This is a genomic window from Alteribacillus bidgolensis (genome assembly GCF_002886255.1).
GTDB lineage: Bacteria > Bacillota > Bacilli > Bacillales > Marinococcaceae > Alteribacillus > Alteribacillus bidgolensis.
Map to the genome: position 1 here is coordinate 1,427,771 of NZ_KZ614149.1, position 24,605 is coordinate 1,452,375.

24 protein-coding genes are annotated in these 24,605 nt (G+C 38.7%); 2 read left to right on the plus strand and 22 right to left on the minus strand.

The features are described from left to right. Positions 1-27: 27 nt before the first annotated feature. Together CEF16_RS07210 and CEF16_RS07215 are read left to right on the plus strand one after the other, a co-directional pair. Complete coding sequence (locus CEF16_RS07210; RefSeq protein WP_091582266.1) at positions 28-228, plus strand: hypothetical protein; 201 nt, start codon at positions 28-30, stop codon at positions 226-228. 11 nt (positions 229-239) lie between these two features. Continuing rightward, positions 240-506 (plus strand): PucR family transcriptional regulator, encoded by a 267-nt coding sequence (locus CEF16_RS07215; protein ID WP_091582263.1) that lies wholly within the window; start codon positions 240-242, stop codon positions 504-506. Between the two features lie 359 nt (positions 507-865). Here CEF16_RS07215 and CEF16_RS07220 read toward each other — a convergent pair whose 3' ends face one another. From CEF16_RS07220 to CEF16_RS07325, 22 genes are all read right to left on the minus strand, one after another. Continuing rightward, the gene (locus tag CEF16_RS07220; protein WP_091582261.1) at positions 866-1,690 is read right to left on the minus strand and encodes an ABC transporter permease; all 825 of its coding nucleotides are present in this window, start codon (positions 1,688-1,690) and stop codon (positions 866-868) included. 33 nt (positions 1,691-1,723) lie between these two features. Continuing rightward, positions 1,724-2,530 carry an ABC transporter ATP-binding protein gene (locus CEF16_RS07225; protein ID WP_091582258.1) on the minus strand — a complete coding sequence of 269 codons (807 nt, stop codon included), beginning with the start codon at positions 2,528-2,530 and terminating at the stop codon, positions 1,724-1,726. 24 nt (positions 2,531-2,554) lie between these two features. After that, positions 2,555-3,610, minus strand: coding sequence for an ABC transporter substrate-binding protein (locus CEF16_RS07230; protein WP_170031685.1), 1,056 nt, complete (start codon positions 3,608-3,610; stop codon positions 2,555-2,557). Between the two features lie 281 nt (positions 3,611-3,891). Further along, positions 3,892-4,890 carry an NAD(P)/FAD-dependent oxidoreductase gene (locus tag CEF16_RS07235; RefSeq protein ID WP_091582252.1) on the minus strand — a complete coding sequence of 333 codons (999 nt, stop codon included), beginning with the start codon at positions 4,888-4,890 and terminating at the stop codon, positions 3,892-3,894. Between the two features lie 165 nt (positions 4,891-5,055). Next, positions 5,056-5,586, minus strand: a complete 531-nt coding sequence (locus tag CEF16_RS07240; protein WP_091582248.1) for a cupin domain-containing protein — start codon at positions 5,584-5,586, stop codon at positions 5,056-5,058. Between the two features lie 312 nt (positions 5,587-5,898). Beyond that, positions 5,899-7,194 carry an MFS transporter gene (locus CEF16_RS07245; protein WP_091582245.1) on the minus strand — a complete coding sequence of 432 codons (1,296 nt, stop codon included), beginning with the start codon at positions 7,192-7,194 and terminating at the stop codon, positions 5,899-5,901. 304 nt (positions 7,195-7,498) lie between these two features. Next, complete coding sequence (locus CEF16_RS07250) at positions 7,499-8,443, minus strand: VOC family protein (RefSeq protein ID WP_091582243.1); 945 nt, start codon at positions 8,441-8,443, stop codon at positions 7,499-7,501. Positions 8,444-8,543: 100 nt separating this feature from the next. Next, a complete protein-coding gene (gene hcaB / locus CEF16_RS07255) occupies positions 8,544-9,344 on the minus strand; it encodes a 3-(cis-5,6-dihydroxycyclohexa-1,3-dien-1-yl)propanoate dehydrogenase (protein WP_091582240.1) in 801 nt (266 codons plus the stop codon). A 79-nt stretch (positions 9,345-9,423) separates the two neighbouring features. Next, positions 9,424-9,936, minus strand: a complete 513-nt coding sequence (locus CEF16_RS07260; RefSeq protein WP_091582237.1) for an aromatic-ring-hydroxylating dioxygenase subunit beta — start codon at positions 9,934-9,936, stop codon at positions 9,424-9,426. A gap of 11 nt (positions 9,937-9,947) precedes the next feature. Beyond that, complete coding sequence (locus CEF16_RS07265) at positions 9,948-11,258, minus strand: aromatic ring-hydroxylating oxygenase subunit alpha (protein ID WP_245917790.1); 1,311 nt, start codon at positions 11,256-11,258, stop codon at positions 9,948-9,950. Between the two features lie 22 nt (positions 11,259-11,280). Further along, positions 11,281-12,060: an aspartate dehydrogenase gene (gene nadX, locus CEF16_RS07270; protein ID WP_091582232.1), complete on the minus strand. Its 780-nt coding sequence runs from the start codon at positions 12,058-12,060 to the stop codon at positions 11,281-11,283. Positions 12,061-12,072: 12 nt separating this feature from the next. Continuing rightward, positions 12,073-13,530, minus strand: coding sequence for an aldehyde dehydrogenase family protein (locus CEF16_RS07275; protein ID WP_091582229.1), 1,458 nt, complete (start codon positions 13,528-13,530; stop codon positions 12,073-12,075). A 13-nt stretch (positions 13,531-13,543) separates the two neighbouring features. After that, positions 13,544-15,247, minus strand: a complete 1,704-nt coding sequence (locus CEF16_RS07280; protein ID WP_091582227.1) for a thiamine pyrophosphate-binding protein — start codon at positions 15,245-15,247, stop codon at positions 13,544-13,546. Between the two features lie 16 nt (positions 15,248-15,263). Next, a complete protein-coding gene (locus tag CEF16_RS07285) occupies positions 15,264-16,055 on the minus strand; it encodes an SDR family oxidoreductase (RefSeq protein WP_091582224.1) in 792 nt (263 codons plus the stop codon). After that, complete coding sequence (locus CEF16_RS07290; protein ID WP_091582221.1) at positions 16,052-16,987, minus strand: VOC family protein; 936 nt, start codon at positions 16,985-16,987, stop codon at positions 16,052-16,054. Before CEF16_RS07290 ends, CEF16_RS07285 begins: the two co-directional genes overlap by 4 nt. 161 nt (positions 16,988-17,148) lie before the next feature. Next, positions 17,149-17,397, minus strand: a complete 249-nt coding sequence (locus CEF16_RS07295; RefSeq protein WP_091582219.1) for a ferredoxin — start codon at positions 17,395-17,397, stop codon at positions 17,149-17,151. Between the two features lie 349 nt (positions 17,398-17,746). Continuing rightward, entirely contained in the window at positions 17,747-19,237 is a 1,491-nt protein-coding gene (locus CEF16_RS07300) for a sodium:solute symporter family protein (protein WP_091582217.1), read from the minus strand. A 175-nt stretch (positions 19,238-19,412) separates the two neighbouring features. Further along, positions 19,413-20,138, minus strand: a complete 726-nt coding sequence (locus CEF16_RS07305; RefSeq protein ID WP_175488337.1) for a GntR family transcriptional regulator — start codon at positions 20,136-20,138, stop codon at positions 19,413-19,415. Further along, the gene (locus tag CEF16_RS07310; protein WP_091583157.1) at positions 20,138-21,154 is read right to left on the minus strand and encodes a sugar kinase; all 1,017 of its coding nucleotides are present in this window, start codon (positions 21,152-21,154) and stop codon (positions 20,138-20,140) included. The genes CEF16_RS07305 and CEF16_RS07310 overlap by 1 nt, the downstream gene beginning before the upstream one ends. Further along, the gene (gene dagF, locus CEF16_RS07315) at positions 21,147-21,902 is read right to left on the minus strand and encodes a 2-dehydro-3-deoxy-phosphogluconate aldolase (RefSeq protein WP_091582211.1); all 756 of its coding nucleotides are present in this window, start codon (positions 21,900-21,902) and stop codon (positions 21,147-21,149) included. Before dagF ends, CEF16_RS07310 begins: the two co-directional genes overlap by 8 nt. Position 21,903: 1 nt before the next feature. Continuing rightward, a complete protein-coding gene (locus CEF16_RS07320; protein ID WP_091582209.1) occupies positions 21,904-23,007 on the minus strand; it encodes a DgaE family pyridoxal phosphate-dependent ammonia lyase in 1,104 nt (367 codons plus the stop codon). Beyond that, positions 22,985-24,082: an amidohydrolase/deacetylase family metallohydrolase gene (locus tag CEF16_RS07325; RefSeq protein ID WP_091582206.1), complete on the minus strand. Its 1,098-nt coding sequence runs from the start codon at positions 24,080-24,082 to the stop codon at positions 22,985-22,987. The genes CEF16_RS07320 and CEF16_RS07325 overlap by 23 nt, the downstream gene beginning before the upstream one ends. Positions 24,083-24,605 lie beyond the last annotated feature (523 nt).

The following is a 24,605-nucleotide window of genomic DNA, read 5'->3' on the forward strand; positions in this document are numbered from 1 at the left end:
ATGATATCTATGCAAAGGGAAACAGACATGCAAAAAGTTACGTCAATCGTTAATAATACCGTTAAAGAATCTAAACAGAGAAACACTCATCACTTAACTGTAGGAATTGGCAGGCTTTATAAAGGAATGGAAAATATAAAAAAAGCTATGATGAAGCAAACAAAGCACTTGCCTATTTATCAAAACGAAAGGAAAAAGGGATTATTCATTACGAGGATATTGGGGTAAATCGCTTATTTTTGGATCAATCCTCTGAAGAAATGAATAGGTTTGTAGATGAAATTTTTGAGCCGCTTAAAACCAATGACTTGGACTTGGAAAAAACACTTATTGTTTACATGGAATCGAATAGAAATGCTAAATTATCAGCCGAAACATTGCACATCCATATTAATACCCTATACCAGCGTCTCAAAAAAATCGAAAAACGACTGAACATTGAACTTGATGACCCAGAAGACATCTTAAAAATTCAGCTGGCTTGCCATTTGATGAATAATTTTTAATGTTTTTTTCAGACATGCAGTTTTTAAGAAACAGAGGTCTATCCACTTCCTAGATACCCTGGATTGCATGCAGGTATGCAACAGACTTGCATACCTGACCCCTACTGCACAGAGTAATTTTTTCTTTTGTTCTGCAATCTGCTGCTTTGTTCTTGCATTTGGAGTATGGATCCGCCGTTTCAGGAGGGGCACCCATAAAGCATGCTTTTTTCCCATTTAATTGGTAATACTAGCCGAATAGACGCATTTACTCGCCAAGCTTTTTCTCGCCGTTCGTTCGAAAATACTAGCCGATTTTATATATTTACTAGCGGAAGAAACCAAACAATGCGGCGTATGCACAGCTTACATATGCTGCATTAATTATTTTCAGGCTTCCATGATGAAAAACGTCTTTCTATTGTTCCTAACAATGCAGTAAGCGTAATTCCTGTCAAAGTAATGACTAATACCCCTACAAACATTCGATCTGTTTGTAAGTTCTGACCGTCACTTGTCAGCTGGTAGCCAATACCAGCAGAAGAAGCAAACAATTCACCTACTACGACAGCTATTAACCCCTGTCCTATCCCTAATCGAATACCGTTTAATAGAAAAGGAACTGTTGAGGGAAGAGCAATCGTCTTAAAGACTTGAAAATCATTAGCTGTGAACGTACGAGAAGCTTTTATTAAACTCTGATCTAATGTATTCATTGCCTTTTGAGCACTCATAACAATTGGGAAAAAAGCCATTAAGAATACAATGACAATTTTAGAAGCTGGGCCAATCCCAAAAGCAATAATAATTACAGGCAATAGCGTCACTTTTGGTGTCACGTACAAACCCGATATAAAAGGATTAACAATGGCATTAAAGGTCGAATTCCAACCAGAGAACACTCCCATCGGAATCCCAATGACCATTGCTAGTAGAAATCCAACACCAAATTCATATCCACTTACGCCTAAATTTTTCCAAAAATCTGGTTCTTGTAACATAGTTGCTGCAGCCTGTATTATTGCAAGAGGGGAACTAATGAATAGCGGGTTAACCCATTCATTTCGAGAAACGATTTCCCAACCGATAATAAAAAGAACAATAGCTAGAGTACTAATCATTAACCCACTTTTATCTTTTCTTATTTTCTTAAGTCTTTGTATTGTTGAGTTTCTTGAAATTGGGACAGTATCATTTTTTTGCATGACATTTTCCTTTCATTTTATAAAATATTCTTTCTATTGGAATCCTTGTTTTGTTGATTCTTTTTCTATAATCGACCAAATGTGATCAATAAGATGTAAAAACGCGGGGTCACGTTTAATACTCAATTTTCTCGGACGAGGAAGATTGATATCTATACTATCTACAACTCGTCCAGGCCTAGCACCAAAAACAAACACACGGTCAGCTAAATATACAGCTTCATCAATTTGATGGGTTATAAATATACTTGTCTTTTTAGTTTCGCTCCAGATTCGAAGTAATTCTTCCTGCATAAATTCTCTCGTTTGGGCATCCAACGCTGATAAGGGCTCATCTAATAAAAGAAGAGACGGATCTACTGTTAAAGCACGGGCAAGATTTACTCTTTGTTGCATACCTCCTGATAATTCATGAGGATAATGATGTTCATACCCTTTTAGACCTACCATATTTATATATTCTTGTGATTTTTTCTTTGTTTCATAGGAGACTCTTTTTTGTAATTCAAGACCATATAAGACATTATCTATTACCGTGCGCCACGGCAAAAGACTTGGGTTTTGGAAAACCATGGATCTGTCTTTTCCTGGTCCATTCACCTTCTGATCGTCTAATAAAATGGTACCCCTGCTTGGCTCAATAAGTCCGGCAACCGTATTTAAAAATGTAGTCTTTCCACAACCACTTGGGCCTACGATGCAGATGAATTCTCCTTCTTTTATATCTAAATTAATATTTTGAAGTGCTATTACTTCTGTTTCTGTTTTATTGTTCACATAAGAAACATCTAAATACTTAGCTGATAACTTATGTTTATCTTCCAATTGCGTATCAATCATTACATTCACCCCCTTTTCTATTTCCTATTCATTTGTTGAAAAAGCTTCATCGATGTAATCATTTGTCCAAATACCGTCTGGCTCAGTATTATGCTTGGTATTAACCCCAGACATTTCTCCATACTCTACTAACGGATCCTGTGCATTATCCCAAGCTTCTTGATTCATTTCCCCATAGCCCTTGAAAGTCTCTTTCAGTCCTATTAAGGATTCTTCTATGATTTCTACGTCCGTTCCATCAAAATAAGATGCAATGGAATCTGCTGATTCATCTGGGTTTTCACGTGTAAATTCGATTCCTTTCCCAATTGCTCGTACTACTTTCTTTGCGGTATCATGATTTTCTTCCAAGTATTCTCTATCTGCAAAAATCACTTCCCATACCATGTTTGCGTATGTGGGTTCCTCACTTGCTTTAATCGCTAGTTGACCAGCTTCTTCTTCCTGAGATTGTAAAGCAAAAGGTGGTGAAGCAATGCCGCCATTGACGGTTCCTTCTTTCATTCCGCCAATTTTAGCACCAGTTCCTGATAATTTAACTGTTTCAAGTGTTGAAGGATCTTCACCATGCAGTTTCATCAAATATCTCGTGTATACATCCCCAGAGTCACCTACCACATTCGTACCAATAGTCGCTCCATTTAAACCAGCAATCCTGTCCTCCAAAGGTGCGTCAGCTGAAATATTTTTTTCTTTCATATACTGATCAGATAAAGCTATTTCAAATGTTAAAGCTGAATTTAAAGATTGTATCGCGACTAAATCTTCACCTTTTTCAAGGGGGGTAAACATGCTTCGAGGTCCAGAGGCAGCAAACTGGGCCTCTCCTGATAATAACGCAGCCGTTACTTGGGCACCCCCGCCTCCTGAAGAAATATTAGCTTCAATACCTTCTTCCTTTAAAAAACCTTGTTCAATGGCAACATATAAAGGTGCCAGCGATAAAATACGTGCAGGTTCTGCAAAAGTAATTTCGGTTACCTGTTCAGCATCAGTATTTGTAGAACCTTGATTATCGCCGCAACCTGCTGAAACTAGTAATATACTAACGAACATAACAATAAATTTTTTCTTTAACATACTAACCATCCCCTACAAATGATTAATTTTATATTTCGCAAATGAATTCCCAACATGTCCAGGGTACTAAAACCATTAATGTTTTATATATAAAACATCGTTTATTATACACATTAATTGTAAGCAATGTTTTCTATACTGTCAACGAATTATTAGAAAATTTAAACTAAACCGAATTTTTTATGTCTGTTTTGCCGAGGCCTTTAAACAAAGTTAAACACTCTAAAGAATAATAAAGGAAACAAGCAAAAATGCTCGTTTCCTTGATGTTCCATTCCTTTTTAAGATGAGAAAACTGCTGTACTATGCTTTGGTTGTAAACGCACGTTTGGATCAATATATGCCTTTGCATTGCTTACAGCTACCGGTGCTTCACCAAAACCGGTTGCAATTAGTTTAACTTTTCCAGGGTATGTACAAATATCTCCAACTGCATATATTCCTGGAATGTTTGTTTCCATTTTCGAATTTACCACAATAGAGTTCTTTTCAATTTCAAGACCCCAGTCTTTAATAGGCCCAAGCGATGATATAAAACCGTAATTGACGATAAAATCTTCCACATTAATTAATTCTTTTCTATCACTTTTAGATTCTTCTATCATCACTTGTTTAATACCATCTTGATCTCCAATTAATTCACACGGCACAAAAGGTGTTTTTATAGAAACTTGGGATTGCTTGAGATTTTCTACACTATGTTCGTGTGCGCGGAATTTATCACGTCGATGAATAATAGAAACCTTTTTAGCGATTGGCTCTAGCATTAATGCCCAATCAACTGCGGAGTCACCGCCCCCACAAACAGCTACTTCCTTACCGGTAAATTGATCTACATTATCAATAAAGTAATGCAGGTTTTTCCCTTCATATTGTTCTGCACCCTCTACTTTAAGACGGCGTGGTTGAAAAGCACCATTTCCCGCAGTGATAATAATCGTCTTCGTGTAATGTATTTCTTTGTCTGTCATCAATTTAAAACTATCATCTTCTAGCTTTTCAATGGTTTGCACGGCTTGCTCCAAACAAACAGTAACCGGAAAAATGTCCATTTGTTCCTTTAGGTTATCAACTAAATCCTGTGCACGAACCTTTGGAAAGCCGGCTACATCATAAATGTATTTTTCTGGATACAGCGCAGATAATTGTCCGCCTAACTGGGGCAAGCTTTCTATAATTTTTACACTCGCATTTCTCATACCGCCATAAAAAGCAGTAAATAAACCAGCAGGGCCGCCACCGATTATTGTTATATCATATACATGCTCATCTATATTCAACTTAGACCTCCCTTTTAAAAAAGACGTTCTACTTCAAGTTTTAAGGAAGATAGGATTTATAATTTACAACCGATAACAAGTCTCAGGTCCATCTTAGCTAACGAGAAGACAGCCAAGATGACCTGAAACGAATAACAGTCAGTCCCCCCGCACGACTTTTATGCTTTATTTATCTGCCTTACTGATAATTGCCTCACGTTCTTTTTTACGTTCTATTCGCAATTTTTCAAGTTCGCTGCCTTCAGGGTATGTCGGTAGCTGCGGCTTTGGTGCACCTAACATAACAAGCATCATAGCGTCCTCATCACCATCATTTCGTATGCCTCGTTGTACTCCAGGTGGAACACTAACACAATCACGTGTATTTAACTTAATCTCGTGGTCTTCCCCTTCATGCTGAAGAAGAACTTTCATCTCTCCTTTTAAAATAAAGAACACTTCTTCGACATCTGAATGGAGATGAAGTGGTCCAATGGAGCCTGGAGGTAAAACCATGGTGCTTAGTGTAAAATTATTTGCTTCTATTACACTTGAATCTGCATTTGCTGTTGCCCCGCGTCCAATATAGCGCATTTGCGCACGACGATATCTAGGATCCACTTCCTCTTGAAAAGCTAAAACTTCCCAATCTAGTTTCTTATCCTCTAACCTTCCAACGTATTTCTGTTCAAATTCCTCAATCGTAGAAAAACTCATCTTTCATTTCCTCCTCCATTTTGGTTTCACGATTTGCAAAAATTGCTGTGCACATATCAAAATCGTGAAAATCGATGTTGTTTCAATAACAAAACTATGTTTTGTATATGTTTATATTTTAAGGTCAGCGTGATATATTGTCAATGGTGATTTTATAATTTTTAGAAAATAAACACTGATTTTGAAAAATAGGCAGAGATATTTTGCTAAAGTATTTTTCCGGATGTGAGAGACAGGTAGATAGGACGCCAAACAAAAAGCCAATTTCCAACCACTATATGTCGTTGAAAATTGGCTTTATAGAGATTTTCCTTATTGTGTATGTGCTTGTATGCTTGAGCTATCATCGTTATTCAGTTTTAATTGGCGCACTTCATTTAATTCTGTTTTGATTGTAAATAAGTACGCTATAAAACCAAATAAAGCTAATACAATTAGCAGAGTGAGGGACGGGCCGAAATCACCGTTACTAAGATCACGTATCCAACCCATGACGTAGCTCGCAAAACCTCCAAAAATATTTGTGAATCCCATTAATCCTGCTGCTCGTCCAGCTGTCTCCTTCGTTGAGTATTTTACGATAAACAGGTTACTTAAATGGAAAACTCCACCCATAGTTCCCATAGCAAGTCCTAAACCTATTCCAGACACAATGGCAAAAGGGGATATAATAGAAATTGCCAATAGAACTGCACACGAAATAAACAGTATGGTAGCTATTAAACTAGGACGTTTCGTTTTATCTGCTAAATAACCGCAACTAATAACAAATCCAAGTGCAAACAGCCATGATAAAGACGTGAGCCCTGTCATTAATTCTGTATCAAAGTTTTTAGCTTGGGTTAAATAAGTAGGAAGCCAAATACTAATCCCAAAAAACAAGAAAGCCGCCATCATCATTCCAAACCAAACAATCCAATAACGAAAATCTTGTGTAAAGCTTTTTTCTGATTCCTTCTTTCCTAAAGAACCAACTTCCCTTATATAACCCAGCTCCTCTTCACGCAACCCACGATGGTCTTCTGGTTTATCACGCGTTAAAAAAATAAGCATTGGTATAATTATGAGTATGTTTAAACCAGCTAAAATATAAAATGTTGCTTGCCAACTTAGGGAAACAATGATTAAAGATATAAATATTGCTCCCACAGCAGGACCTGCATAGTTCCCGGAAACCCATGATGCTTGGGCACGGCCAACTTCATTTTTGTTAAACCAACTAGCAATAAATTTTCCACAAACCGGGATCATCATTCCTTCACCGATACCTAGAATAATGCGAGTTATCATAAACATCTCATAGGTTGTGGACATCCCCGCCATAATCATTGTTAATGACCATATCGTCACACCTATAATTGCTGTCAGTCTAGCTCCAAATTTATCAATAAAAAATCCCCAGAAAAAGCTGGATATTGCATAGGCAACAAAAAATATAAAAGTTAAAAACCCAATTTTAGCGTTGTCACCGGTAATGCCAAGATCGCTTAAAAAATCCGGATTCGTTTGAATGACGGAAATACCTAATTTCTCAATCTGTCCAAAAAACCATAAAAAGAAAACTGGCATGGCAATATAAATCCAACGTTTGTTATTTTTAATATTCATCTTGTCACCTCTTATACGCCTGTTGAACACCAACGTTTCTACATTGCATTTACAATTTCATATTCAGACAGGCGTAACATCATTTGGTATTCATCCTAAGCGCAATTAATGTAAGCGCTTTCTTTTAGCGGATTAAAACATGACCATCTTATCGACAACATAGAAGATTTGTTGTATGATCTATTTAGTGTGTGTATACTTTTTCAATCCACTAACCATCGGAATATAATGGTTGGTGGTTCTTTTTATTGAAGTAGATATCATTATAAGTTCCTACTATATGGCCTCTGTATCTCTCTTTTGTTTAGTTAGAACGTTCCAGGAGTTCAATGATCACTTTAAAATCGTCTTGTGTATCCAAATAGGCATAGCGGCCGTTACCATTCCAAAAATTCCCCTTTTGAATAACACTATACCCTTCGAAGGCCGATAGCCTGTCCTCCAGGTAATCTGTTTCAAAAGAAATATGATGGACCCCCTCTCCGTACTGTGTTAAATGGTCCTTCCATGCGCTTGGCTCTTTTCCAGGCTGTATCAATTCAATTTCAATTGTCGGTGTTTGAAAAAACATGAATGTCGCATCCGCTTTGGTTGGAGTCCCTTTATATTCTACTTTCGTTATGTCTTGGGGCCCCTCGGTAATTTTTTTTGGAGTCTCCATATTCAGGAATCGGCTGTAGTGTTCAGCTGCACTGTCTATATCTTCTACAACAAGAGCGATTTGAGTAATCGTTTGTGATCCAAAAAGCGGATCTGCGATTAAATCTTTTACCTGTTTCGGCTGCGCTGTTTCTCGTTCTAGTAATTCAATAATCGTCTTACATTCTTCTTCCGTATCTAGATAGGCGTATCTTCCTTTATTATCTGAAGTGAATTCTCCAGACTGCAGGAGTTCATAACCGCTTTCATTTAAAGAATCTATCCGATTTGAAATCTTATCAATAACAAAAGCGATGTGATGGATGCCTTCCCCATGTGCTTCAAGGTAATCTTTCATCGTACTAGGCTCATCATTTACTTCCATTAATTCGATTTGAACAGACGCTGTATCGATAAAGATTAATTTACTTTGTGTATCCGAAGGTTCTCCTTTATAAAATACTTGTGAATGATCATGACGTCCCGTTAAGAACCATTCGGGTTTAGGAATGCCTAGCAATTCAGCAAAATTTTCAGACGCTTTTTCGATATCTTCCACCACAAAAGCAATCTGATCCACCGTTTTTGTTCCTAGTAATCCTGGACTCATCTGCTTGCCTCCTCAACAAACTATACTTTGCTTATAAGCACCATCACCGGTTAAAAGGATTGGTGCTTATAATTTTTTGAAGCTCATGAAATAATTTTTTCTATAGCTTTCCTTGAGGCATGCCTCTTACTCCCAAACCACCGTCACTCTCTATTACTGTACCTGTAATTGCTTTAGAACCATCAGATGCTAAAAGTACATAGGCTCCGTTATGATCTTCCGATTTCTGTGCAATTTGCAAGGGATTTCTGCTTTCAATAAACTTCTTTCTTGTTTCAGGATCAATTTTATTCACACTATCTTGTAAGCAAGGGATAGCAGTAATATTGGTTATCGTACCTCCAGGAGATACCCCATTAACACGGATCTCAGGAGCCAATTCATACGCTAATTCTCGAATAAGTCCAACAATGGCATGTTTACTTGCGGTATATATAGGTCCTCCCCCATTTGGATAAAATCCCGCATTAGACGTCGTAAAAATGATGTTCCCCTTTGTTTTTCTCAACTCTTTATAAGCAGCTTTCGCCCCTAAAAGCCCGCCTTTCACATTAATATCAAAAATGGTAGAAAAAGCTTCATCCATTTTGTCTTCAGGTAATTGTTCCAATGAGACAAAACCATCAAACACCCCGGCATTTGAAACGAAAATATCAAGTTTCCCATATTTCTCAACCGTTTTACGAACGGCCTCTTCATGACTTTCATATTCTGAGACGTCACCTTGTAACGCCAATAAATTTTCCCTGAATTCTTCCTGCAAACTTTCCAACTTAGGTTTTGATCGTCCTAAAATACATACGTTGGCGCCTTCTTCAATAAATCGTTTCGTTACTGCTTCACCAATCCCGTTAGTGCCCCCTGTAACAATTGCCACTTTTCCTTGTAATGCTTCTGCCATGGTATAAACACATCCTTTATCAAAACGCTATCATGGTATGGTTTATTCGTTACCGTCAATGATTTTCACGAAGTCAACGCTAAACAAAAATAGCTAGGTTTCTTGTATTAATGGTCGTCTGGTCAACAATAAAGAAACGCTTAGATAGTTTCCAACTTCCATCTTCATATTTAAATTCATCACGCCGTTCTCCAGAAATCAAATCGTGGTGGATGTCGTCCGTTCGGCTGCGATAAATTAAAAGATAACTTTCGACTAGTGCATAGTTATTTTCTTCATATTCGAGAACATCAACATTACTAACGAACCGTCGTGTACGAGATGGAGGAAGTTCTGCCCATGCATAATCGGTTTTTAAGCGTTCCACTCTCATTTTTAAGGTGTCGATGTCATCTTGAAAAGCAAACATTTCCGTTGAGTAATCAGGACGCTCATTCCCTTCCTTATTCACCCGAACAGGCATAAGATACTGAAGATCAGAATGCATTAATTCATACCAATTATCAAATTCAATCCTATCTAATAGTTTTGCTTCTTGAATGAGCCAATTCTCGAACTGATACTTTATTTCAGCTGCTTTGGTAATGGACATGAAATACCCCCTTACGAATTCATTAATTCTAGCCAGTATTTATAAAAATTACGTTGGTTAGCTTCGGTGAATTTGTCATCGTATACGGTTCCAGGACCTGGGAAGTTCGTAGTAGGAGTACGATTCATTCCCATTTTCAATGTATAGTGCAGTGCTTTTTGTTGAGGAACAAGACCTCTGCCGACATTTGTAATATCTGTAAATACTTCAGTATCATCTTGTTCGAAAATACCTGATGGGCTAAATGTTAAAATAAAAGACTCTCTTGAACGCTCTTTCCAATCTGCCGAAGCTTCTTTTTCAACAAAAAACCAAGTAATAACCTCCATTTTGTCATGTCCTATTGGATTCCAGAGACGTACCGAAGTGTTAGAAATGAGTTTTCCTTTAATTTCTGTATGAGAAATTAAAAACGATAAATTAGGAAATAAAGTTCCATTTATATTTTTAATATTAGATAGAACATCAAATTGTTCATCAGAAAGGTTTCTTTTAAACTCTGGAACAAGATGCTCTTCAAAAGCAAAGTCAGGATTTGGCATTCCTATATTACACCCGTGGCCATGGGGAGTATGGAGCTGATATCCTTTTTTAGAGTATTTCGAACTCGGCACCATTCCGAGCTTAACGATGGAACCATGCGTAACCATGGTATGATAGGAATCACCAACAAAATTATCAGAACCGATCTTCCAGTCTGCGTTTATGACATAGCGTTGAGGGGGCCCTGCCGCCTCCATTTCAGCTCGTCCAAATAAAAGATCCCAGTACCATTTAAAGTCGCCGAGGTAATCAGACAATGGCTCCGGTTCTGGATTCCAGGTTCCAAAAATACATCCCTGATAGGAATCAATTGTTGCTTCATGAAGTGCCATCGTTGATTTATCAAGTGCATCTCCATAAATATCTTTTTGAAGCGGGACCCCTTTAAGTTCACCAGTATTATCAAAAGTAAATCCATGGTAAGGGCAGGTAAAATGAGTTTTATTTCCTTTGTCCGCTCGGCATAATTTCATTCCCCGGTGGGTACACATGTTGTAAAAAGCTCGAATCGTCCCATTCTTATCTTTATTAAGAATGATAGAGTAACCAGCGAGATCCCTCGTTATGAAATCACCGTTGTTTGGCAATTCAGATTCGTGACCTAAAAATAGCCAAGTTTTGGTAAAGATTTTTTCTTTTTCCAGTTGATGAATAGAAGGGCTCCCCATAATATAGGTAGGTATTTTTCCTTCATCCGGAAGCATCGCGTCGTTTAAATGTTGGATAATGTCTTCTGAATCCATCTTCTCTAGCGGTGGAAGTGCATGCTTTATCATCATTCAAACCTCCTAAAAATAATTTTTATATTCCAATTTTCAAATCTGACTGCAGTTTTCTTAATGTACCTAAAATACTTAAAGCTGCTAAAAAGCTTGTTTTGGGGTTACTTGGCATAGGGTTGTTTTCAATGGTTGATGAAAATGTACCAAATGCTCCTTTTGCTTCCACTTTATGCTGATTTGTTTGAATGTCAGGATCAGCAATAATCGTAACCTTCGTCTGATGAATACCAACTCCAGCTAACGATAATATAATAGATACATTAATGTTTTTCGGGAATTTTCTGATCGCTTCAAAAGCGGTACCTTGAAAAATGATTTTCTCCTGCTTTAACGACTGCTCATTTAATGAATGTGCCGGCTTTCTCGTCGTTAGTGATACTTCATCCAACTCCCCTAAAGCGCCAGCATTTTGAATAAGATCCATTCCGCCAATCGCACCAGATGGCAAATAGATGGAATGGTTATATCGGTTTGCCAGTGACATAATATGTTCTAAAAATGTATCGTCCGATAGAGCACCAATACTAATGATTGCAGCTTCTTTTTTTTCCAGCGCTCGTGGAATAAGCTCTTGTACAGCTGTTATATTAGCCGCCTCTATAACAATATCAATATCTGAATCCAGGAAAGAGTCGAAATGATTAAACAGTTGTACGCCGCAGTCTTCTGATAGTTTTCTGTATTTGTCTATATCACGAACGTAGAGACTTTTCACCGACAAATTTTCTGCCGGTTGTTTTTCAATTTCTGTTAACAAAAACGTAGCAATCGTGCCTGCCCCAATAATTCCAATATTCATTTATACAACTCCTTAATTGGCAAAACCGTATGAATCAGTAAAGTGCTCAAATCCGCTATATTTCGTCTCTCTTCCTATTCCACTTTCTTTAATGCCAGGGAAATCAAGACTTAAATCTTTGAAAATAGTATGGTTGTTGAAAAAAATGGCTCCTGCCTCTAAACGATATGCGAGCTTTCTTGCAGCTTCGAAATTTTCCGTCCAAACAGAAGCACGCAGACCAAAATCCGAATCATTTGCATATCCAACTGCTTGATCCAAGTCTTTGAATGGAATAATCGGAATAACAGGACCAAACTGTTCTTCTCGTACTATTTCACTTTGCTGATCAACATTTGTCACAATAGCTGGAAGCATAAAATGTCCGGATTCCCATTTCTCTTCGTTTAATTTCCTGCCAAAATACTCAACCTTAGCGCCATGTTTTTCCGCATTATCAATTAAATCAGTAATAAACTGAAGTTGTCCCTGATTATTCAAAGGTCCCATTGTCGTGTCCGGATGTATTCCCTCACCGACTATAACCTTGCTGAACTCTTTACTAAGTTTTTCAAGTAACTCTTCATAGCGTGATTCATGAACATAAATACGTTTTATAGCTGAACATACTTGTCCTGCTCCCCTAAGAATTCCATTTTTCATCTTGGTTATCGTATTTTTGTCTAGTATCGAATCATCTAGAACAATGGCAGGGTCATTGCCACCCAGCTCCATGTGTAATTTTTTTAAGGTGGAGGAAGACTTTTCCATTAACACTTTCCCTGTTTCTGTACTTCCAACAAATGAAATGGTACGAACTCGCTTGTCTCTTGCTATACAGTCCCCAATTAATCTGCCTGATCCCGTTACTACATTAAGAACACCTGGAGGAAAACAGGAAGCTATCTCTTTCATAAATGACATGATCGTTAACGGACAATTCGTCGCTGGCTTTAATACAACTGTATTTCCTGTCAATATAGCCGGGATCACACGTTTGAATGTCAAAATCATTGGGGAGTTCCACGGGGTAATGATAGAAGTAACCCCTTTTGGGCGCCGTCGAATTTCAACATGCTGACCAGAATCTGATAAATCTATTGGTTCATACCAATTCTTTAAAGCATCAGGCATTTTCTCTAAAATTTCTATACATCGTTGAATGTCCTTTTTAGCTTCTACTAAGGTTTTTCCGTTTTCTCTTACAAATAGAGCTGTATACTCATCAATTCGGTCTTTTAACCGTTCCCATGACTGACGTATATATTTCATTCGAACCTCTAAAGGCGACCTGGACCAACTGTCAAAAGCACCTTCGGCTGCTGAAACGGCTTGGTCAACATCATCCTTAGATGCCATGGCTACTTGACCGACTACATCACTTGTAAAAGCTGGATTGACCACATCTTTACATTTTGCTAACGAAGTCCAACTGCCATTAATTAAAATTTGTCCTGATACAGAAGGGATGCTTTTTGTGTTTGAGACCAATTTATTCTTCCTCCTATCTAACGTTTATTTTTTTAGGTTGAAATGCTTCTGCCACTCCTGGCGGTCCTGAAAATGGTTTTGCCATCGGACCGACTTCATTCATGTTAACGACAATCATTCTTAACGAATTTGATTGGACAGCGTTCTTCAACTCTTGATCAAAATCAGCAGCAGTCCCAACTGATACGGTTTCAATTCCCATCGACTGACCAAGTTGAACAAAGTCAGGACTAACTAAATCTACTCCTACTTGTCTGCCATAAGCTGCTTCTTGAATATTTCGAAGAACGCCATACCCAGAGTCATCAAATAACAGGATAGTCATAGGAAGATTTTCTTGAACGGCTGTAGCAAGTTCTCCGATATTAACCATGAACCCGCCATCACCGGCCAATAACACTACTTTCTTTTCCCTGTTCGCCATCTGAGCCCCAATGGCTGTTGGCAAGCCTTGACCAATCCCGCCTCCAGACGCATGAATCGAGTGTCTTGGTTCATAGATTTCAAACAAGCGACTTCCCCAAACATTTGCTGGAACCGTTACATCTCTTACAAAAATGGTGTCTTTATCAAGTGTGTTCCTCATACTATCTAAAATTTCTTCATATGGCCCTAGAGTATCTCGAAGCTGAGATCTCAGAGATTCACGCAATTGAAAAATTTCTTGAACATAGTCTTTCGATGGACCGCTATATTCTCTAAATGTAAGTTCTTTAATCAAACTGCTAACGACTGACTTTGCATCACCGACTAAACCATATGCTGCATCATAATTACGATTAATAGCTAAATAATCAGCATCAATGGCAATATGATTCTCTGGAACTTTAACCGACCACCCTGACGTTTCATTACTTCGAAATCGTACCCCAACACTAATCAGAAGATCAGCACTCGCTAGAAATTGCTTCGTATCGCCGTGCGCACCAAAGTGACCGATGCTTTGGGGATGATCTTCCGGGACAATCCCTTTGGCTGATTGACTAGTAATCACGGGTGCTCCGATCATTTCTGCCAGCTGTTGGATTTCCTGTGATGCTCCCGATAAAAGTGCGCCATTTCCAACCCATAACACGGGACGGTTCGCTTTCATAATGGCAGCCGCTACATCATCAGGGATAACAAAATCTTTTGGATCTGGAGAAGATAGAGCGGGTACTCCTTCATCAAAAATGTCGGTATTTGTAATAATGGCAGATTGAAAGTCGATTGGAATTTCAACACTTATTGGTCCAGAAGGGGATTGAAACGCTTTCAAAATTGCTTCTCGTATGAAACCTGATGCTTGTCCAGGTACTTTTAATTGATAGGCTTCTTTACAAGTCCCCTCCATCATTTGCAGCTGATCTTTACACTCATGTATGTAACCTCTGCCTGTTCCTAAATATTCAGATGACACTTCACCTGTTATATGTAAAATAGGAACCCCCGCACTCCAAGCTTCCACTAATGCACCTGCAGCGTTTCCCGCACCTGTTCCCGTACTAGTAATAACAACGCCTAATTTTCCTGTGGAACGTGCATGGCCATCTGCCATGTTTACAGCAGCACTTTCCCCTCGAGCACACACTAAATGAACGCTTCCTTCTCGCAAAATAGCGTCATATATCGGCATATTGTGAATACTTACAATTCCATAAGCAGTATCCACACCAGCACGAACTAATTCCTTTACAATAGCATCAGCCGTTGTAAATACTTTGTTTTCATTATCCATAACTCTCCCTCAATTCCTATAAAACTTTACTTAAACCACCGGACACTTCAATATTCGCTCCTGTTACATAACTTGCTCGTTCAGAAGCTAAGAATAAAATTACATCTGCCACTTCCTCTGGTGTTCCAACCCTGCCAAGCGGTACATTACGTTTTTTGGCAAGGTCTTTATAAAATACTTCAGGATCTTCATCGGGTTTTTGTTTTAATCTTCTTTTCTCCCATTGGTCCGTTTTAACGATTCCAAGGCTAACGGAGTTTACAAGAATACGATCCTTTGCCAATTCATGCGATAAACTCTTCGTCAAATTTAGTAATCCCGCTCTTGTTGATGCTGTAGCAATCATATGTGGTTCGGGCTCTTTAGAAAGCGTGGCGTTAATGTTAATGATGCGCCCCTGCCCCTGATCCTTCATAAAAGGAACGACAGCTTGAACAGCATAGATAATGGCAAAAAACTTTAAATTGATCTGTTCTTGCCACTGCTCATCTGTTATATCGAAAAAATGGGACATAATACTTTTTCCTGCATTGTTAACCAGGACATCAATTTTGCCGAAATGATTTCCGGCTGCTGTAATAAAAGTTTCTACATCTTCCCGCTTTGAAACATCACAGGTCATACCAAATATATGTGTTGAATCTGCAATGCTCTTTAACGTCTCAACTGCCTTGTCCAGCCGCTCTTGACTGCGACCGCATACAGCTACTTTTGCTCCTTCCCTTAAAAATAATTCCGCCGCCTTTAATCCAATACCTGAAGAACCTCCCATGATAACGACTGCCTTATTTTCAATGTTTAACTTCACTTCGGTTCTCCCCTATCCGTGACTTTTTCGTTTTTGACCCAACCGGTATCCGGCTCACCTGCCATTGCAGCTCGGGTTTCTGGTTTAGGAGGTCCGGCTGTTCCCCATCTATCCATTAAGTGCGGAACCCGTTTCCAGACCTGAGCGCGCCATGTCTTTTCATCTTCAATGGTCGATAAGTAACAGGTATATTCCATCACAAATCCGCCCGGGTCTTGAAAGTAGCAAAATATATTATTTCCCGGCCCATGTCTTCCAGGCCCCCAAATCTCTTGATAACCGTTTTTGCGAATGTTACTAATACCACGCATCACTTCATCGACACCATCAACTTCATATGCGATATGATTGACCGAGGCATGATCTGCTTGATTAAGCGCAATCGAGTGATGATTCTTATTACACCGTAAAAAGACCATCTGATCTTCACTCCAATCGGACACCTTAAAACCGAGCACTTCTGTAAAAAATTCCATTGTTCGATGGATATCTGTCGTATTAAGCACAATATGATTTAAAAACAGTGGATTCGCATCTATCTTTTTACTCCAAAAGCCTGTATGGATGTCTACCCAAGCTGATAATTCAATGCAGCGATTCTCATAATCTACAAAACGAAGACCGTAACCCCCGCCTATCTCGTCCAGATAGCCAGGCGGTTCTACAATTTGTAAACCTTTTTCCTTTAGGTAAACTGCTGCCTGGTCAACAGCCTGCTTATCTATCATTCCAAATGCGATATGGTGAATCCCTCTTCTTTCACCTCTTTGCAAATGCAGGATATGATGCTCCGGACCCGCCCCTCGTAAATGTGCATTATCCTCATCTTCAAACACTTTATCTAATCCCCACAACTCCTCATAAAAATGGACTTGCTCTTCCAAATTTGGAGTAATTAAACTAATATGGCGCAGATGGGTTATTTCCAGCATATCTTCAACCACCTTTCCTTCATTTTTGATAATATTTTCTTTTTTTTTCGGCGAGTAAATTGCTTCGACTGGCGAGTATCTTCCTCTTTTCGGCGAGTAAATCGGATCTTTTAGATAGTATTGTAAATTTATGGATGCAAACTCCTTTGTTTGAAATGATGCTATTCGTACTTTAATACATTCCCATTGAACGGGCCATCTGCGATTTTTATCGACTCCGTTGGGCATCCTTCCTGCGCGTCTTCCAAGGATTCAATTAAATCTTCTGGCACTTTTGTTGTGCCTTCATTTTGATCGAGGATTACATAGGAAATACCTTCATCGTCATAGTCATATATTTCGGGTGCTGCTGCCCCGCAAGCACCACAGGCAATACAGGTGTCTTTATCAACAATGGTATATACTGCCATTTCATCTCCTCCTTTTCATCATTACAATGTAAGCCATTTTTCGACAGGAACGTATTCATGCTGCTAAGACGTTTTTCAATCCGCACGACGAATTCCTGCATATAGTATGTTTTATATAAAAAACTATGTTTTATTATTAATTTTATTTTAAATCGCCCCGTTTGTTTTGTCAATAAATTTTAGAATTTTCGCAGATTTACCCCAAGCATTATTTACTTGCCCTCTTTTCAGAAGAAAATATCCAAAAACCCCGTCCTACTTTTCTTAGTAACACGGGGTAATTGGGAATACATAACTATATTTTGTTTTACTAATGACCAGCCGATTTCAAGTATTACGTACCGAACGATTAGTTAACGTTAGAATTGATTGATTCATCTTGGGACGCTCCATCATCCACGATGGAGCGTTCCTCTGATAAAATCTGTAATGCTTCTTCTTTAGAAACTTTATTTCTTGGTGTGATTAAGCTAGTGAAAACACCTATAACTAATGCACCTGCAAGGGAGGGAAGCACCGGGTTCCCCCAAAACGCTGTAAGCGACTCACTCATTAACACGGTAAAGGAGATGAGTGATCCACCGATAATACTAGCAAGTCCACCTTGCCATGTCACACGGGACCAAAATTTTCCTAAAACAGCTGCTATGAACAATCCAGACATAATGGTTGCAATAAAGTTAGAAATATAATCAATAATATTGTCTGTTCCTAATGTAAGAACAAAAGCTAACCCTAACGTCAAAACCAGTGCCATTCTTGAATAGCTAACCATGTTTTCTTTCTTTGGTATTTTGCCTGTAAAGGTTTGATAGACATCTCTTAGGAGAATGGTGACACCTGTAATAAAATCAGAACTTCCAGATGACATGGTTGCACTTAATCCTGCCACTAAAACGATCGCACCAACCCAGATAGGAAACACTTCAGTCGCCAAAAATGGAAAAGCAAAGCCCGCTTCAATACCTGGGTTCATTACACGTGCGGACATCCCAACAACAGAAGGAAACAACGAAAATATTGCAAAAAGAGTACCTGTAACAAAAAATCCTTTTTTCACCGTTTTAATGCTTCCACTTGAGTAAATGCGATGACGAAATGAAGGTGTTGCCAATACCCCAACCGCGATAACTACAACTAGCGATATGGCCGGAATTAATCCTAATTTTCCAATTCCTAAAAAGGACACCATTTCAGTTGAAAGTTCCGTTGACAGCTGCCCGAGTCCTCCGATCTTGACAACCGAAAGTATGGTAAGTGTTATAAAGCCTAAAAATAAAATCGCACCTTGAATCGTATCTGTATAAACAACTGCTAAAAAACCGCCAATCAACGTGTAAAGTGCAAAACCTATCGCCGTAATAATTTTTGCGTAAAAAGGATCTATCCCGGTTATCCAAGACAAGTAAAGACTTCCACCTAAAATATGGGCACCTAACCAACCAATCGAGGCAATGTACATTAGAACGGAAGTAAACCCTTTAACTATTTTATTTGCACCGTAGTAGAAACTTAGTTCTTCAGAAAACGTCATAAAGTTATATTTTCTAACATCTGCAAATAACAAAAGTAAGCCAAACATTCCAATGGAGCCGCCTATTCCATATAAAGCACCTGCCCAGCCATTTGTAAACGCAAATCCTACAGCTCCCATGCTTGATCCCGTTCCGACGAGAGTGGCTACGGTTGTTCCAATTAAGAGCGGAAGCGATAACCCTCGTCCTCCCATTAAAAAGTCTTCACCATTTTTTACTTTTCGAGAAGCCCAAACTCCTATGAGTATCATGAATAGGGTAAACCCTAAAAAGACTGTTAAATAAACTCCTTGATTCTCTATCATTTTACTTCCCCCTTCATAAGTTAAGTTTTCTATTTTTGCGATTAGACACACGAATTACGTTTAAGCATGAAGACCCTACAATTTTAAAAATATAAAAAATATTCAAATTACATAATCTAAAACGCTTTCAAATTCATGACGAGAAAAGGAATTATATCGCTTTTCTCGTTCTGTTTTACACATCATAATTCACGACATAATGTTGCATTTCTGTGTTATAGTACCCTTCACTATATTCAATCACGCCACCGGTTTCATCATAAGAATAACGTAATCGTTTCAGCAATGGCATTCCCTTTTTTATACCTAATATCTTCTCCACATGTATAGGAGCATTAGCAACAGCAAACTCATCTCGAAAATTTTCTAAAGCAATATCTTGTTCTTCCAGTAACCCGTACAAGGAGTGTGCATTTAAATCCGAAAGTTCAATACTTTCCATTTGCTCAATTAAATAATGTGTATAATGGATATAGGGTACGCCATCAAGGTGATAAAGACGTTCTATGCGAAGGCAGCGCTCTCCAAATAACCGATAAAGTTCTGTTCCCTCTTCATTACTTATAACTTCTGCTTGTAAAAATTGTTTTTGTACTTTATACCCTTCACCAACTAGAACTTCTGTAAATCGTTTTCCTTTGGAAAGTTTTGAAGCAGAAGTATTGTGAATGACTTTCGTCCCTTTACCACTCTTTTTTTCAACAAATCCTTCTTGAGCAAGTTCTTTGATTGCATTGCGAACGGTTATTTTGCTTACATTAAATTCCTCTTCTAATTGTGGTTCTGTAGGGACATTCGTCCCAATCGGATACACACCGTGTAAAATCCGGTCTTTCAAGATATTCTTTATTTGCAAATATAATGGTCCTTTTTTCCGTGACACGTTCACTGTTACATCCACTACCTTTCTATATCATCGACTGATTCTGTCATCGCCCGGAGTATTTCATTTTCTGATGACATAAGGGTATCGCCAACAACAGTATGCGTAAGCATTCCTGCCGCTGCGGCAAAAGTGACTGTCTTTTCTGGTGGAAACCTTTCCAACTCACCATGCACGATACCGCTCGTATAGGCATCTCCCGCACCTATTCTATCATAGACAGAAAACGTGAATGTTTTTGAGAATGTGAATGATTGCTTTTTATACAGAAAGCCACACAATGAATGTGTATTGTCTTCATTAACTGATCGATTTGTACCCGCTATAACAGGGATTTCATATTTTTTTGCAACCTCTGGTATAAGGTCCATGACTTGCTCTTGACGTTCTTTTTTCTCTGTTTTCATCCCAAGAACAAACATTGCATCTTTTTCGTTCATCATGACGATATCAGACAAATACAACATTTCTTCATAATGCGATTTCGCTTTTTCATATCCACCTTCTCCCCATAGTGACGGACGATAGTTACAGTCGAAAACAACCGTGCCACCATTATCTTTAACAGCTTTCGCGAACGATTTCATGAGCTGACGAACAGAATCATTCATCGCCAATGTGATCCCACAAAAATGAACAACGTCATGTTTTTTTGCAATTTCTTCAAATTCATACGTTCCTTCTCCAGCTGTATTGAAGCTGCTTTCTAACCTATTAGAATAGGTAACACGACTAGGCCTGGCACCGAAACCATTTTCTAAAAAGTACATGCCAACGTAGTTCCCACTACGATTAATGTATGATGGTGAAATACCCAATTTTTGAAGATATGCTACTGCTGCAGCACCTACCGGATTATCTGGTAAAGTAGATACGAGAGATCCTGTATGGCCAAAGCGTGCTAGAGCTGATAATACATTTACTCCTGAACCGGAGAAAGAATAGTGTAATGTGCTACCTTGTGATAAAAATTCATACCCCGGGACTTGCAAACGCATCATAACTTCTCCAAAAGCTGCAATTTGTTTAGCCATAATAATCAACTAATTTCTTCAATGTTTCTAGTAGTTCACCGACGTCTTCAACATTTGTTTCTCCTGTGTCTTTATCAATAATAGATGAGTACACGTGAGGAATAACCTTTGGGACGTTAGCTTCTAAGGCAATGCGCAGGATTGTTTTGAAATTATCTTTATCAATGCCGCCAGTTGGCTCTAACGCAAAACCTTCTTCTCCACATGCTTGAGCTACGGCACGAAACTCGTCTTCACAACGCAGCCCTTTCATTGGAAAGTATTTCAATGCATTTCCGCCCATGTCGCGTACGAGTGCAATCGCCGTTTTAATTGGTACTATCGCATGTTCTTCCTGTGCACTGCTTATTGGACCTGTTGAAATATTTACATATCCAACGCGCCCTGTTGGAGACACTAAACTATTAATCCAGCTGTCTTTTTCACCAAGATTGGTACGTGTTGCCCCAACAGCAGGAAAGACTTGATTAATATGACTGCCAGAATAGTATTTGGCAATCTCAGTTACTACAGCAGCCTGGCGATTGTCCCCCCCGCCTAATCCAATTGATACCGCTTCATCTATTTCTCTTCCGTATTCCTTCATTGCTTCTACTGCTTGTTCTATAGTTGAATAGTCTTTTGAAAGAACACCAATTAAAACATATCCTTCAGCTGCTGAATATATCTTTTTGGCATTTTCCACACTATTTGCTAGTACATTTAATGCGACACGGTCTTTATAAAAACGGTTTGCAATATGTGTCATATTATTTTCCTCCTGCCAATTCATGTATTCTAGATGCAATTATATGAATGTCGTCACCTTGAAGCGGACGCGGGTCGATATCGAAAAAACCTTGCCTTACACCATAATCACGTGTGTAGATGGCAACTTGACCCTCTCGCAGTGACTTTACGACATCTTTTGCTGTTGTGTTTGCTTGTTGTGGATCGATGTGAATACGTGCGCGAAATATCTCTCGACCTGCTTCATCCTGTACAATCTCCACATTCACCCCATCTATTTCTTTCAATGGCATTAACACTTGTAAGGATTCTTTTTCTTGTTCACTTTTATCTTTTTTAAGACCGTATTCATCGAGTGCTTGAAGTAACCCAAACGTCGTTTCTTTTCCGACTTTCATACTTCGTCCAATACAATGTAATTGTACTTTTATCCATTCAATATAGTTTCGCTTACCGCCAACTATCCCTGAAGTTGGACCTTCGATTGCTTTTGAACCACTAAAGATCGCTAGGTCCGAATACTTAACGTATTTTTGAATATCTTCTTCTGCTGCTGCATCCACAATGAGAGGAACACCATTACGTTGTGCCGCCTCCCACGCTTCCTCGACCGAAATCATATTTTTTTGAACGGCGTGATGTGATTTTACGTAAAGAATAGCTGCTGTGTTTTCTGAAATTGCATCTTCAATATGCTCTACCCTGCCTTCATTGGCATAGCCAACTTCAACGAGTTTCCCACCGCCCAAATGGACCATTGTTTCAACTGGGGCACCGTATTGTACGTTGTGGCCTTTCAGCATAATAATTTCACTTTTAGGAATGTCTTCTTGGTGCAGACGTTCACTTTTGCGACGATTCCCTTCTGTTACTAATGCAGCAACTGAGAGTGCAATCCCGCTCGATGCTGAATTAACAATCACAGCTGCTTCAGAGTGAAGAATACCTGCAGCGTAATCGCCTGCTTTATCAACTAAATCTTCAATCTCTACGTAATTTTGTCCACCTTGTTTCATCGCTTCCATTACTGTGTTTGACGGTGCTGAAACACCAAGGATACTCATTCGTCCACTTGCATTAATTACACGTTTAAGCCCATATTTAGCATTCAATGAACTCGCCATTTACAAACGCCCCTTTTGTTTTTATACTTCTTTCTGCTATCCGCTTGTCCCCTTCAGAATCAATGAGCGTAACCGGTTCATTTTCTACAGTAAATAAAGTTAAATTCGCTACATCGCCAACTTTTATTCGGCCAAGTTCCGGTTTTTCAAGCCAGCTTGCTGCATGTGTTGTGACTGCTGCGATTACATCTTCAAGCGAATATCCTATGTGGAGGAATTTCGATAAAACGTTTGCCATACTATATACCGGACCGTTTATTCGGTTTTCTCGGTATATGTCTGTACTGATGGTATTCAAACCGATTCGATGTTGTTTTGCTGCTTCAGCAACCTTAAAAGAAAAGCTTGCCGTTCCATGTCCAACATCCAAATGAACACCACGTTCAATGGCATCCATTAACACTTGAAGTGGTTCACCTTGTTTATTGAAAAGATTATTCTCTTTTCCGTTTAGATAGTGAGTAATGATATCTTTATTTTGTAAAAGAGGAATTACCGTTTCAATATTTGGCGGAGCAGAACCAATGTGTATCATTAACGGCAATGATGTTTCACTTGAGAGTGTGCGGGCAATCTGCAAAGGTTTAATACCACTCTCACCAACGACACTCTGACTGATCCGTGCCTTTAATCCAACAATGGCCTCTTTATACTCGTTTACTGCCTGTATAAGTTTTTCTTTGTCTATCCATTCTAAATTGGATAATTCATCGACTCTTTTCAAACCAATTCTAGATATATTTAAAAATGCAAACAAGTTTGTTTTCGCTTGCTCTCTGACCGCAACTAAATCCGCCACCCGGTCGGCACCACAGCTCCCGGCATCAACAATGGTTGTAACTCCTTGTTTTACTCCTATTTCATCTATCTCATCTCCATAGGGGACAAATTCAGGAAAAGCATGTACATGTAAATCAATCCAGCCACTGGACACATAAACACCGGAGTAATCTAAAACATACCCAGACCCGCCCCCAGCTTTTGTCACCTCAGCTATTTTACCGTCCTCAATTACGATATCAATATCTTCTCCATTCACCCGCTTTACATTACGTAATACAAACCTTTCTTTCATTTTTTTCACCTTTTTCCATTACTCTTATTAACACGCTTACAATTCAATTATCTCTTTATTCAATATAACGTTATAATGTTATATTAACACAAGAGGGCCACGGTGTAAATATAACGTTATAATGTTTAGGGTGGAATATAATGGGAACTTATATAAATGAGCATTAGAGGTAGATACTATCTCTATGGAGGCTGTACTGAACAAAAAAATTATCATGTTGAAAAGCGAGAGAGGAAGGTTATTGTACAAACCTGAGTGAAACGTACGTACGTTTGTTATATTTTACTAAGAAGTGGATCTCATGATATACAGCAGTAACTAATTCTATGTTGTTGCACTTGTCACTAGTATTTGGGTGCAGCCACAAGGCTGCTCCTTTTATACCGTTTCAATGTAATACCTGGCATTTTTCTAGAAATTAGAAAAACCCGGCTTATCGCCGAGTCCTTATGATGAAACTCGTAATTTTACTTCTATTGTTTACCAACAAATATTATAAATCCCTAACAGTGAAAAAAATCTC